The 13,648-nt window shown below is 61.1% G+C and carries 4 protein-coding genes; 3 read left to right on the top strand and 1 reads right to left on the bottom strand.

Annotation, left to right across the window (positions count from 1 at the left end; genetic code table 11):
- Window positions 1-8: 8 nt before the first annotated feature.
- A complete protein-coding gene (locus tag AC5PZ0_RS22735; RefSeq protein WP_027593701.1) occupies window positions 9-1,400 on the bottom strand; it encodes an NAD(P)/FAD-dependent oxidoreductase in 1,392 nt (463 codons plus the stop codon).
- A 350-nt stretch (window positions 1,401-1,750) separates the two neighbouring features.
- On the opposite strand from AC5PZ0_RS22735, the gene AC5PZ0_RS22730 reads away from it, so the two are divergent.
- The 3 genes from AC5PZ0_RS22730 (at window position 1,751) to AC5PZ0_RS22720 (ending at window position 13,618) form a co-directional block, all read left to right on the top strand.
- Window positions 1,751-9,181, top strand: a complete 7,431-nt coding sequence (locus tag AC5PZ0_RS22730; RefSeq protein WP_493855789.1) for a Tc toxin subunit A-related protein — start codon at window positions 1,751-1,753, stop codon at window positions 9,179-9,181.
- Window positions 9,182-9,278: 97 nt separating this feature from the next.
- Window positions 9,279-10,010 (top strand): SpvB/TcaC N-terminal domain-containing protein, encoded by a 732-nt coding sequence (locus AC5PZ0_RS22725; protein WP_493855788.1) that lies wholly within the window; start codon window positions 9,279-9,281, stop codon window positions 10,008-10,010.
- Complete coding sequence (locus tag AC5PZ0_RS22720; RefSeq protein ID WP_493855787.1) at window positions 10,007-13,618, top strand: toxin TcdB middle/C-terminal domain-containing protein; 3,612 nt, start codon at window positions 10,007-10,009, stop codon at window positions 13,616-13,618. Before AC5PZ0_RS22725 ends, AC5PZ0_RS22720 begins: the two co-directional genes overlap by 4 nt.
- Window positions 13,619-13,648: the final 30 nt, after the last annotated feature.

The following is a 13,648-nucleotide window of genomic DNA, read 5'->3' as shown; positions in this document are numbered from 1 at the left end:
CCGTTTCCTTATTTTTTCTGGGCCGGCACGTAGCCGGCCGGGGCCATGGCCACCAGGCGACGGGTGAGGAAACCGGCGTCCTGATCATGGTCTTCGAGGGATTCCTTGCGGACCAGGGCGTCACGCACCATGTGCGCGCCAAAGAAGCGGAACGGCTCTGGCGGCAGCATTTTCATCTTCTGGTTGACCAGGCCGCAGTTGGCCCATTCGTCATTGGCATGCTCGACCAGCGACTTGATGATGCGGCTGGCAAACACGGTGGTGGCCACGCCATTGCCAGAGAAGCCGATGCCGTAACTGATGTTCTGGTGGTGATCGAGGTAGCCGAAGTTCGGCAAGCCCTTCATGGCCCGGTCGATGGGGCCGGTCCAGCTGCTGACCACCGGTACATCGGCAAGTTGCGGGTACAGCCGGCGCAGCTCGGCAGCCACCTTGTCGGCAGCAGGGGAAGGCTTCTCGTAGAGGTTGCCGATGCGTCCGGCATAAGCGAACTGGCCCAGCGGCTTGCCGAAGACTACGCGGCCATCAGGGGTGTTGCGCCAGTAGTTGAGCACGGTGCGCGAGTCGGTCATGCATTCGCCGCGGCTGAAACCGATGGCATCGAGCTTGGCCTTGACGGGTGCTGTCGCCACCATGTCGCTGGACATGATCGCGATCATCCGGCGCAACTCCGGGAACTGCGCGCCCCAAGCGTTGAGTGCCAGCACCACGTGCTTGGCCTTCACATGGCCCTTGGCGGTGTGCACCACCGGGTTGGCGCCACGTTGCAGGTGGGTGAATGGCGATTTCTCGAAGATCTGCACACCAAGCTTCAGCGCCACCCGGCGCAGGCCCCGCGCGAGCATGGCGGGCTGCACGGTGGCGGCGTTGGGGTCATAGATGCCACCCAGTACCAGCGGTGAGCCGACGCGCCCGCGAATGGTCTGGCGGTCAAGCTCTTGGAACGGGTTGACGTCTAGCTTTTGCAGGCCATCGGTCAGCACCCGCCAGGAGTTCATCTGGCGTTGGTTGGTGGCCGTCCACAACCAGCCATCCTTGCGGTACTGCGCGTCGATGCCGTGTTCCTGGCAGAAACTGCCGATCTCGTCGATGGCCGACTCTGCAGCCTCGCAGATGCGCCGCGCCTCGACGTCGCCGCAAATGGTCCGCACCGACAGGTACTTGCCCCACCAGTTGGTGGCCACGCCACCGTTGCGCCCACTGGCACCCGAGCCACAACGGTCGCGTTCGACGATGACGATGGTTTTTTCCGGGTGGGCCTGTTTCAGGCGGATGGCCGACCACAGGCCAAGGAAGCCACCGCCGACAATGCACACGTCGGCTTGAATCGAGTCCTGCAGGGCAGGGGCGAGGTCGCTGTCCAGGTCCAGCGCCTGGGCATACCAGAATCCACGGTACATGAGGGGTGCCTCTGAGCATGTTTGTCTTGTGTACACATGATGCTCAGTGCGGCCGGGGCGCGATATTACAGTCATGACAATTGATAGGACGTGGGCGCGTGCCTGGAGGGTGCGTTCTGAAAACCCTTACAACATGAGGGAATAAAACTGACGGCATGTTTTCGAGGGTGACAGTTACTAGCTAGCAGTTCTGAGAGGTCTTTTTTTAGGAGTGATCCATTAGTGTTGCCGCGTTTGAATTGGCTCGCCAAGTTAAAAAGTGGCTCACCCTAGGGGTGGGCTTGTCTAGTGGTTTATTGCGGCAAGGTTATCTAATGATTCAAGATTTTTCTGAACAGAGTAAGTCTCTCATGAGCAAGTTGAAGGTCGATTCGCTGGCGTCTATGGGCGATCTATCTGCTGAAGAACTGCGTGAGCAATTGGGCGATATGGTTGATATTGACGAAGCTCGCCAGTTGCACGAACACGTACGCCGGGCACGCAACCAAACCCTGCTCGATGAGAAAAGTATCATCATCCGTCATTCTCCGCTTGTGCCGAAGCGTCTCCAGAACGTTAACGATCGGCCGATCGAGCGCCCAGGACGATACTGTGCCCCTGGGGATGTGGCCTCGATGTTTTCGCCGGCGGCTTATCTGGCAGAGCTGTATAAACAGGCGAAGGAGTTATACCCCGCGAAAAACCCCTGGCATATCGACGAACGCCGCCCCGACCTGCGGCAATTGGTACTCAGCCAGAACAATCTGGACACGCCGATCAGTGCCCTCAGCCTGTCCAATGAGATATTGCTGAGCCGGGCGATTGCGGTGCTTACCCCGCCGGGCAGCCCAGCGTTGAATAATGACCAGCTCCTTGAAGCCCTGTCGGCTGATGTCGGTACTAGCACTACGCCGTACCATCATCATTACAACCGCCTGCGTCAGGTGTTTGTCCAGAACGATGCGGATTTGTCGCACTTGCTGGCGGCCTCCCGTTTCGCCAAACATCTGAATGACGCTGCACTGGCGTGCCTTCACTATGATATCTCGCCCGCCTTGCGCTGTTTATTGACGGACGACATCAACGAGGAGAATGCTGAAGCGCAGTTTGTCAAGTACTTCCCTGGCATGACGCCAACCTCCATGATGCAGCCCGCGCGCTTGCGCAGTTGGTTTGGCCTGACAGACGCTGAGCTGCAAGGCTTCATGGGGGAAATGGATAAAGCTGAATACATTGGGCGCACGCTAACGGCACGTGCCGATGACGAAATTATCCAGTTGACGTTGAGTGATACGCCTCCCAACATGCGTTATGTTCGACTGTATCCATTGCATGACGGCACCTGGCAGTTGTCGTTCAAGTTCCAGATCAATCGCGTTGTTAAATTTGAACTCAGCGGCCCTTTTGCGCTTGAACTGAGAGCTTCAGATTATGGGTACGACTTGTTCTTGCCCGATGTAGAGTATCGCCACAGTTTCGAATGGGCCGACGTGCCGGCCGAGGCCGCGCTTACCGCTAAATGGACGCGGTCCACTAGCGCTGACCATGAGAGCCGTGAAAGCACGTTAAATGTTACCTGCACGCGGTTGTCGACCGCTGCATACCTGCTTCAGTTGAACAAGATCGTTCGCCTGTACAAAGTGACCCAGCTGTCCCCACGGGCACTGCAAGACATCATTAATAGCGTCGAGCCAAGCCAGATCACTGACCAGACGCTGGCCATTGTTTTCCGCACCGCCCATTCAGTAAAGCGTTACGGCATCGATCACCAGGACGCGCTGCTCATGGCCAGGGGGTTTATCTCCGAAGCGTCCGACGGCACTGAAAAAAGCCAGTTCGACCGCCTGTTCAATGACCCGCCACTGGTTGCAGGCGGTTTGATCAGAGACAATACGCGGCTGCGCCTGCACCCGGACCATGCCAGCGAGCATGCCGACATCAAGGCAACCCTCAAGCGTGCCTACCAAACCGATGACGAAGGGCTGCTCGAGCTGGGCCGGCTTATCAGTGGCCTTGCGGATGCCGACGTCGGCATGAATGTCATCATGTCCCATTTGTCCGCGCTGTACACCTTGAGCCTGTGGGCTCGGCATCACGGTCTGACGCTTACTGAGCTGCGCCAACTGCTGCAGATGATGGGCGCGCCGCATCCGATGCATTCGCTGGACAACAGCGGATGGCAGCTGTTGTTGCAGGAGGTGCGCAGTACCACCGACTGGATGGCTGCCCGTGGCTGGACCGTTCACGATCTGCAACTGATGACCCGCGCTGTCGAGGCCATCCCAGCCAGTACCGAAGTCGGCAATCTGCTCAACGACATGCGGGCCGCCTTGAGCGCCGCGCAACTCCCCGAAGCACCGACCGTGCAGGATCTGCTAGGCGTGCTGTCGCCCTTGACCGCCTCCACGTTCAACCTCAGTGGTGATGCGTTGGCGCAAGCATTGTTGAACTGGGTAAACCTTGCCGAGCCGAGTGGGCTCACGCTGCAGCAGGCCTGCGAACGCCTGCGCAAGGCCGACCCATCGGCCCCGCATGAACGTGCCTTGGTCGACTTTGCCTACACCCTCGCGCAAATGGCACTCATCGCACATGGATGCGGCGTCACAGGCGATGCGCTGCTCCTGCTGGTGGAAAAGCCGCAGTTGCTGGCAGCCAACGCCGGGCACAGTGGCAGCGCTGGCTTGCTGCGGGATGTCCAGACCGTCATGGCGCTCGGCAACTTCAGTGACTGGCTGAGTAAGCTAGCGGACCAATCAGGCGCAGGCGGCGCACTGCTGGCGGAACTTGCTGAAGGTGCAGGCGTATCGTTGCCCCAGCTTTCCATGACTACCGGTGTTGCTCAAGCGACATTGGCGCAGGCGGCTGTGCATGCACATGACCAAGACGAGCTGACAGAGCCGACAAAGGTCCACAGCTGGCAGGAAATCGAACTGCTGATGCAATGGGCGAAACTGGCCGAGGCCTATGCCGTGATGCCGGACACGCTGGCAAAATTGCTGGCCCAGGACGACGACTGGGCCGCATGGCGGCAAATGGCAGACGCTTTTCAGGCAGGCCTGAAACCGTCGCAGGTCACTGCGGCCCATGCCGCCACGGAGCGGCCGCTCAGCCTGGCGCTGACTGGCGTGCTGGGCGCGAAAGAGCACTTCACTGTCGAAGCGCTGAACAAGCACCTGTTGATCGACGTGCTGAACGCCGAACAGGTGATAAGCAGCCGTATCGCCGAAGCGATGTCGGCCCTGCAGCAGTTCATCCACTGCACCCTGTCGACCCCAGAAGACCCGGCCAACGTGTGCCATGCTGTGCTGGGTCGCCAGTTTTTCAAGGACTGGACGCGTTGGAACGCCAGTTATGCCAACTGGGCTGCAGGGCAAATGCTGATGTACTACCCAGAAAACTACATCGACCCGACGGTACGCCTGGGGCAAACCCCGGCAATGGACGACATGCTGCAAACGCTGGGGCAGGCGCAGGTCAATGACGATACGGTGGGCGATGCCTTCCAGGGCTATCTGAGTGCGTTCGAGGAAGTGGCCAACCTGGAGACTATTAGTGGCTATCACGACAGCCGCGAAGCCGACACGGGCAAATCCTGGTTTATCGGGCGTAGCCGCAGCCAGCCTCACCAGTACTGGTGGCGCACGGTAGACGAAGCCAAGCGTGCCCCAGAGGGCGTGCTGCCAGCCAATGCCTGGACCGCATGGACAAAAATCGAACTGGCTCCGCAAGTGCAAGGGCGCCTGATTCGGCCTGTGGTGTTCCGCGGGCGCTTGCACCTGGGCTGGGTGGAGCGCCAGGAGCACATCATCACTCGTGATGACAAAGGGCAGCCAGAACTGCGTGAGTGGAACTGGACGTTCAAGGTGGCCTGGCTGCGTTATGACGGCAAGTGGAGCGTGCCCATCGAGTACCCGCTCGTGGTCGATATTGGCAAAGATACAGTTCTGGAAGACCTCTCGTTGTTTCTTGCCGCCTGGCCGCAACGTGATGGGCTGCTGGCAGCCATCTATGATCGGGCTGCAGAGAAAGTTAGCGAAGCTTCTATTGTTGCCGGCTTGGAGATTTCCGAGAACTTCAGCAGCCGCACGCTGGACAGGGTCGAACTGTTGCTGGGGCCGGTGCAGCACTGGCTGGATACCACCCTTGATACCGGCATGTGCGCGGTTTTCGAATGGCAGGAGCTGCCAACTGCGGAAAATCACATGCCGGTCACTGCCGGGAATGGTACGCCCAGCGGTTTTACGCAATTTGAGGCAAGGCTCGATGAAGCCAAGGTTGTCGGTGATGCAGGGGAGGCTGGGAACAGCTACAGCCTGTATTTTCGCAGCCAGTTATCGGTAGCGCAAAAGCGGCCACCCATTGAAAATAAATGGGTTGAGGTCCTCCTTGAGCAATACCCTGCATTGGCCTTAGTAACAGGACAAGTACGCGGCCTGATACGCAGTGAGGAGGGTGCATTGCTGGTGCGTCGAGTAAACTCAGTCAGTTATGGGTATCTGGTCATCAGTGAGTCACAAATGAGCTCCTACTTCGGGCACAACAGTGGCTCTATTGTATGGGTCGCTAACGTACTGGGCACTTCTAATTGGACTGTGTTGAGGAGGGTTGAGACCGTTGCCGGGAACGCAGTGGTCGCACAAGTCAATTTTCCGCAACAGGGTGACTTAAGGCACGCGAGTCTCTACTTTAGTGAGGGCATAGGCTCAAATCCTCCTCCACCAAATGATGTACCTGGGGTTTTGGGCTACACACAGCGCCATTTTGACGACACCCTCTACCCTCGGGATTACCTGAACCTGCTTGGCAGAGTTCCCGCTAATGAAGTGTTATGCCGCGTCTACAGCGTCGATGGCAAGCGCTTTAAAACCGCACAGGCCAGCCAGGAGTACGATCTGGCACAAGGGCCGGCACAGATACGGTTGAACACCACCGCACCCATGGGCGATATCAGCGAGTGGGAGGGGGCGAGCGAAGCCCTGCACCGGGTCGAGTACATGTTCGGCAACGGCAACACCCGCAACTACACCCTCAAGGTTTACAAAGATGCCGATGTGCTTAAGACCGCCATCATCGGTGCCACTGATCAAGGCGCTCAGTATCTGGCGCACAGAGGGCAGGTAACCCGCCTCAACACCCTGTTCGCCCGGGAGCTGACGGTAAAGGCGGTCTCAGGGATCGACTCAATCCTGAACTACGACACCCAGCTCATGCCCGAGCCGAAACTGGGCGTCGTCGTGCGTCTGACACTTCCGGTGTACAAGGAAACGTATCACGGCCCAGAGCGCTGGGCCGAGGTCTGGCTTGCTACCGACAAAGAGGAGCGCACCTTGCTTTGGAGGGGCCAGCTCAGCAACGCCAAGGTGCTCGCCAGCATGATGTTCGAGTCGGATCAGCGGTATGTCGGGCAACAGTCCTACCACTTGGAGACGAAATACAGCGCTAAACACAACAAGGCCATATCAGGCCTTAGCATCATGATCTCAAGCGAGACCCTGGCAATTCAGCGTGACTCTGATGCGGCATCTACCGGCCAAGTGCTGCTCAAGGACAATGTGGACAGTGTGCAGGTATTTGGCAGGAACGACACTGAAAGCATGGACTTCACCGGCGCCAATGCCCTGTATTTCTGGGAGTTGTTCTACTACACCCCCATGTTGGTCATGCAGCGCTTTCTTCAGGAAGAACGCTTTGACCTTGCCGAACAGTGGCTGAAGTACGTGTTCAACCCGGCTGGCTACTCAGTATCCGGCGTAGGCACACAGCGGATGTGGAATGTACGGCCGCTGGAAGAAGACACCAGCTGGAACGACGACCCCCTGAAGTCGCTCGACCCGGATGCCGTGGCGCAGAACGACCCGATGCACTACAAGTACAACGTCTTCATGCGCCTGCTGGACATTTGCATCGGCCGCGGCGATGCCGCCTACCGCAGGCTGCAGCGCGACACCCTCAGCGAAGCCAGCGTCTGGTATCAGCGCGCGGTGAGCCTGCTGGGCGACGCCCCCTGGGCACCGCCGGCAACGGGCTGGAACGAACCCGTGCTGGGGCAGGCCGCAGCGCCCGGCGAAAGCCCGTTTCTGCCAGAGGTTAACCGGACTATGCTCGGTTACTGGGAGGCGCTGCGCATTCGACAGTACAACCTGCGCCACAACCTGACCCTCGATGGCCAGCCGCTAAGCTTGCCGCTCTACGCCACACCGGCCGATCCCAAGGCGTTGCTGGCCGCGGCAGTGGCAGCAGAGGCCAGTGGCGAACGTGGCCTGACGGAAGTCAACGACGTGCCGGCGCTGCGCTTCACCGTGTTGCTCGACGGTGCCCGTAGCATGGCCGCCCAGCTGATTCATTTTGGCAGCGAGATGCAATGGATTCTCGAGCGCCAGGATGCCGAGGCGTTGGCAGGCATGCTGGCCAGCCAGGGTGCGGAGCTTGCCGAGAGCAATGTGGCGCTGTTCAAGCACACCCTCAAGGAGCTGGCAGCCGACCGCGTGACCTTGCAAAGCTCGCTGGTGGCGGCCACGGCCAGTCGGAATCACTACTTGAACCTCTACCAAAGGAACATCTCTGATCGCGAGCACCTTGCGCTGAAGTTGCGAACCGAGTCTGAACAGGCAGGTGCGGCTGAATCTGCCCTCATGGCCGGGGCTGCGATCATTGCCGCCTTCCCCAAGATCTTTGGTTTCTCCAACGGTGGCGGTAAACCGGAAGACGCCTTGAAGGCCGTTGCCTACGGCTTTGGCGCGCGCTCGAAAGTGTATGGCATCAAGGCGTCGCGCCTTAGCCAAGAGGAGGCCTTCGCGCGTCGTCGTGCTGACTGGAAGTTCCAGTATGAATCGGCAGAAAAACAGATGGCGACCGTGCAGGCTCAACTCGATGCCCTGGCAGTACGTGAAACCTCCGCCCAGATGCACATTGCCCACTTGAACACCCAAGCTGCCCATTCACAGGCCCAGCTTGCCTTGTTCCAAGGCAAGTACACTGGCAAGGCCATGTACAGCTGGCTGCGCGCACGCCTGGCGAGCATTTTCTACACCTATTACGATCTCACCGTGTCGCGCTGCCTGATGGCACAAAAGGCCCTGCAATGGGAAAAAGGCGACACGGATATGTACCTGCGCACCGGCACCTGGAACAGCGCCTGGGCGGGTTTGCTGTGTGGTGAGGGGCTGATGCTGGCACTGGGGCAGATGGAAACGGCCTGGGTCAAATGGCAGAAGCGCGAGCTTGAGGTGACGCGCACGGTGTCACTGGCCAGGCTTTTCGACGGCAAGCTCAGCTCGCAAGACCAAGCCGTAACCCTGGGTGAGGCGGTCAAGGCGCTGCTTGACGGTAAAACAGTTGAGGTCGATGACACGCTTGAAAACAGCAGCTTTGCACTGGCTGCGAACGGCATGCTATCGATCCAGTTCGGCCTTAAAACGTTGAACCTGGCAGCAGGCTTCGAAACTGCAGCTTCGCGACGCATCCGCAGCATTGCCGTCTCGCTGCCGGCCTTGCTGGGCCCCTACCAGGATGTGCATGCACGGCTGTTGACCAATGCCCAAGGCCTGCCTGCGGGCTGTGAGCAGATGAACATCTCCCATGCCATGCAGGACAACGGCCAGTTCAGCCAGCTCAATGGTTACCCGGCATTCCGCCCAGGTAACCAGTTGCTGCCGTTCGAAGGGCTGCACATCGCCAAGGCGGATGATCGCGAAGACCAGACCCAGATGTCGTTGAACTTCGACCAGGCCCAAGGCGATCAGCGGGCACTGCTGGAACGCCTGAACGACATCATTCTGCACGTGCAGTTCACCGTTCGCTAAGGAACAGGGGAGGGCACCCCGGTGCCCTCCCGCTGAGGCCGATTTCCTATTTCCTGACCCTTGCGCCAAGGCGCGGGGGTCGTCAAGGAGCAACATCATGAATGATATGTCTGTCACCCCTTCGGGTGCCGGCGGTGAACCTGTGTTCAGCCCCCCCTCGCTGCCCAAGGGCGGCGGTACGGTTTCGGCGGGCGGAGGCATGCTGTCAGTCGGCAGCGCCGACGGCGCCGCAGGTTGGTCGCTGCCATTACCATTGCCGGTCGGCCGCGCGTTGTCGCCACCGTTGAGCCTGGCCTACCGTTCTTCGGCAGGTAATGATGCCTTCGGTGCTGGCTGGCAGTGTAGCCCGCCCACTGTCTGCCGCCTGGACCGCCTGGGTGTCCCCCGATACACCCGCAGTGACCGTTGGCAGGGCCCCGACGGCGAGGAAATCCTGCTCGACCGCGGGGCGCCGCGCACTGTCGCCAGTTTGCCGTTTTCCGATACCCCCGCTGCTCACACGGTAACCGCCTGGGTGCAGCGCAGTGGCGGCCGCGACCAGCGCCTGGAGCATTGGCAAGCGCAAGCAAGCCCCGACTCGCCGGGCTTCTGGCTGCAATACCATGCCGACGGCAGCATTACGCTGTTTGGCTGGTCGGCCTCAGCTCGCCTAGCCAAGCCCGGCAAACCGGCAGAGGTCGCGTGCTGGTTTGCCGAAGAGACCGTCAGTGCCACGGGGGAGCACGTGGTCTACACCTACCGCAGCGAAGACCAGGCGGGCTGCGATGCGCACGAACAGGCCATGCACCCGCAGGTTGCCAACACCACCTGGTTGCCGTCCACGCCATGAATGCAACCCCAAGCGCAGCGCTGCTGATACCGCAGCAGGCCTTTCGCCCGGATGATTTCATGACCGTGATGCAGCTGGATTACGGCGAACGCGGCGTGGATGTGAACACCCCACCAGCGTTCGAGGTGAAGGCACCCTGGCCGGTGCGCGAGGACTGCTTTTCGTACTGGCGCTTGGGCTTCGATAAACGGGTGCGGCGGCTTTGCCACGAGGTGCTGCTGTGGCACCGTACGCGCATGATGGCCGGGGACGCTGACCCAAGCCCGCAACTGGTTTCGCGCTTGCACCTGGGGTATGACGCATCGGGTGTTGCCTCAGTGCTGGTCGCCGCGCAACAGGTCGCTTACGAAACGGATGGCACGCCGTTGTTGCTGCCGCCGGTGGAATTCGAGCCGAGTCGCCCAGGGCGTCAGCACTCAGGCTGGGAGGCATTGCCCGACCTCGATGGCTTCAGTGCGCCGCACTGGCAGATGGTAGATCTTCACGGCGAGGGGGTGCCGGGTTTGCTGTTCCAGGATGCCGGTGCCTGGTGGTATCGCGCGCCAGAACGCAACAGTGACCTGGGTGGCGATGCCATCACGTGGGGCGAGTCACAGGTATTACCGGGAGCGCCACGCCCAGGCACAGGAATGCTGGCCGACCTCGAGGGTGACGGCCAGCCACAATGGCTGGTCAACCTGCCGGGTGTTCGCGGCAGCTTCACCCTGACGCCGGATGGGCAATGGGGTGACTTCATTGCCGCCGACGCCATGCCCAGCGAGCTGGCCCATGGGGATGCGCAACTGGTCGACTTCAGCGGTGGCGGGCAGCAGGACCTGGTGATGATCGGGCCACGTAGCGTGCGTCTGTCTGCCAGGGTACGTGGTGCCGGCTGGCAGCCCGCCAGCGACATCGTGGCAGGCCCCACGCTGCCATTGCCTGGCGGTGAGCACCGGCTGGTGGCATTTGCCGATCTTGCGGGCACAGGTTTGCAGCAATTGATCGAGGTCACGGCCGAGGGCGTCACCTACTGGCCGATGCTTGGCCACGGTCATTTTGCCAACCCTGTGCAGATGCCGGGTTTTGCCATCGAACATTTCAACGCCTCGCGGGTATTGCTTGGCGATACCGACGGCAGTGGTACTACCGATATCCTTTATGTGGACGCCGACCGCATCCGGGTATTCGTCAGCCATAACGGTAATCGCTTCGTCGAAAGCCATTGCGTGCCAGCGCCGGAGGAGGTTGTGCTCGATGCCAGCTGCAAGCTGCAACTGGTCGATTTGCGCGGGCAGGGTTGTGCAGAGCTGGTGCTGACTGTGCCGCACCTCTCTCCACGCAGTTGGGCGTACCGCTTCAACGACCGACGCCCCTGGTTGCTGGCCGAGGTGTGCAGCAACACCGGTGGTCGTACGCTTTTCGATTACCGCAGTTCGGCGCAGAGCTGGCTGGATGAAAAGCGTGCCCTGCAAGGGGAGGGCAAGGCGGCGATCAGTCGCTTGCCGTTCCCGGTTCACACCTTGGCCCAGGTGACCCTTGTGGACGACATCAGTGGCCTGCGTACTGTCAGTGGCATGCGCTATCAGAGCCCGGTCTGGGACCCAGTCGAGCGCGAGTTTCGCGGTTTCAGGCAGTTGATCCAGACCGACACCCTGAGCGACGCCCAGGGCACGGCCGCCGAGCGTTCGCCGCCGGCGCAAATACGCCATTGGTTCCTCAGTGGCATCGAAGACCTGGACAGCATCGCGCCACAGGGCCTTGATGGGCAGCGCAGCGCAGAGGCGGACTTTCCCTTGCAACCGGTGCGCTTCACTCGCCTTGAAGGTGACTGCGATGTGCCTTACTCGCCGCAAGGTGCAGCCCGGCGTTGGCTGCTTTGTGCCTTGAAAGGGGCGCAAGTGCGCAGTGAAACCTACGGCCTTGACGGCACTGAACACGCTGGGGTGCCGTACAGCATCACCCGTCAGCGCTGGCAAGTGCGGGTTTACGAGACCGCGCACGCCGACCGGCCTGCGGCCTTGGTAACGGCAATAGAGAGCCTGGCCTTCACCACCGAGCGCATTGTCCAAGACCCGGTTATCACGCAGGCACTGGTGATTGGCCAAGACAAGTACGGCCATGTCCTGCAGCAGGTGCAGGTGCATTACCCGCGCCGGGTTGCAGTCTCCCCATCGCCTTATCCAGCCTCGCTGCCAGCCGGTTTGCTGGACGATGCCCGCGACCCTCAGCAGGACATGGCCTGGCTTGAGCACGCGCGCCATCGGGTACGCAACCTGGAGGACGGCCATGATTACGTGTCCGGGCTGATTGAAGCGACCCGTACCGATGTGCTGGCGCTGCCAGCGCACGCGCTGCCGCAGGGCGGCTTCAGCGTGGAAAATCTGCTGGCACCCGGCAGCCCGTTGGAGGGCCTGGACGCTGCCACGCTGTCGGGCTACCAGCGCAAGCAATGGTGCGATGCCCAGGGGCAACTGACCGCGGCGCCAATCCGCCAGGCGCTGGTGGCCTACCGCGAAACCGCCATGCTCGAACACGCCACCTTGGCTGCGCTCGAGACAACGCTTTTGCCGCACGAGCTGGCACAGTGGCAGGCCAACGGCGGCTATCACCTCATCGCCTTGGCCGAGGACGGCAAGCAGGTGTATGTCAGCCGCCACGACCTGATCAAGCACCAGGGGGCGCCTCTGTTTTATCGACTGGCCACGCTGCGTGCCAGCGAGCTGCTTGGCGAGCAGCGTGTTGACTGGAGCCCACACGCCCTGCAAGTGCTGAAGATAACCGACGCCGCTGGCCTGGAAACCGGCTTCGAGCATGACTGGCGTTTCCTCACACCCGTAACCATGACCGATGCCAACGACAACCAGCACCAGGTCAGCCTCGATGCCTTGGGGCGAGTGACACAAACCCGCTTCCACGGCACGGAACAGGGCCAGTTGGCCGGCTATAGCAGCGGCAAGGCATTCACGCTGCCGGCAACGGTCGAGGGCATCCTGGCACTCGAAGGAGGCGAGGTACCCGTGGCCACGGCGCATCGGGTAGTGAACAACAGCTGGATGCCCTTGGCACGTGACAGCCAAGGGCGCCCTCTGGCTACCCGTATGGGCGAGCTGGCGCTGCGTCGCCTGCTCAAGGCCAATGGCCTGGCCGCTGTGGACGACGGCGAAAGCCGCCAGCCACCGCACATCATCAGCCTGCAGACCGACCGCTACGACGGCGACCCTGCGCAGCAGCTGCGCGTAAACGTGGCGCACAGCGATGGCGCCGGCCGCCTGTTGCAGACCGCTGTGCTGAGTGCGCCTGGCGATGCGTGGGTGCGTACCGCCGCAGGCAGCCTTGAGCGCGATGCCAACGGTGCTGCGCTCGTGCAGCCGGCAGCGCGACGCTGGGCGGTAACCGGCAAGACCGAGTACGACAACAAAGGCCAGCCCGTGCGCACCTGGTTGCCGTACTACCTTGATGACTGGCGCCCTGTAAGCGATGACAGCGGCCACCCCGGGCTGTATGCCGATACCCAGCTGTATGACGCCATGGGGCGCGTTTACCGCGTCCTCACCGCCGCGGGCTGGGAGCGGCGTACCGAGTACTACCCCTGGTTCACGGTGGCGCAGGACGAGAACGACACGGCCTGAGCGCGACCTTGATGGCGCGCGCTACCTGGC

Source organism: Pseudomonas sp. 5.2 (assembly GCF_059025405.1).
The sequence above is the reverse complement of the archived record's forward strand: the minus strand, read 5'-3'. Positions and strand labels throughout refer to the sequence as shown.

Bases quoted from the DNA above. Each gene is read 5' to 3' on its own strand.
- AC5PZ0_RS22735 (WP_027593701.1), bottom strand. From the start codon at position 1,400: ATGTACCGTGGATTCTGGTATGCCCAGGCGCTGGACCTGGACAGCGAC.
- AC5PZ0_RS22730 (WP_493855789.1), top strand. From the start codon at position 1,751: ATGAGCAAGTTGAAGGTCGATTCGCTGGCGTCTATGGGCGATCTATCT.
- AC5PZ0_RS22725 (WP_493855788.1), top strand. From the start codon at position 9,279: ATGAATGATATGTCTGTCACCCCTTCGGGTGCCGGCGGTGAACCTGTG.
- AC5PZ0_RS22720 (WP_493855787.1), top strand. From the start codon at position 10,007: ATGAATGCAACCCCAAGCGCAGCGCTGCTGATACCGCAGCAGGCCTTT.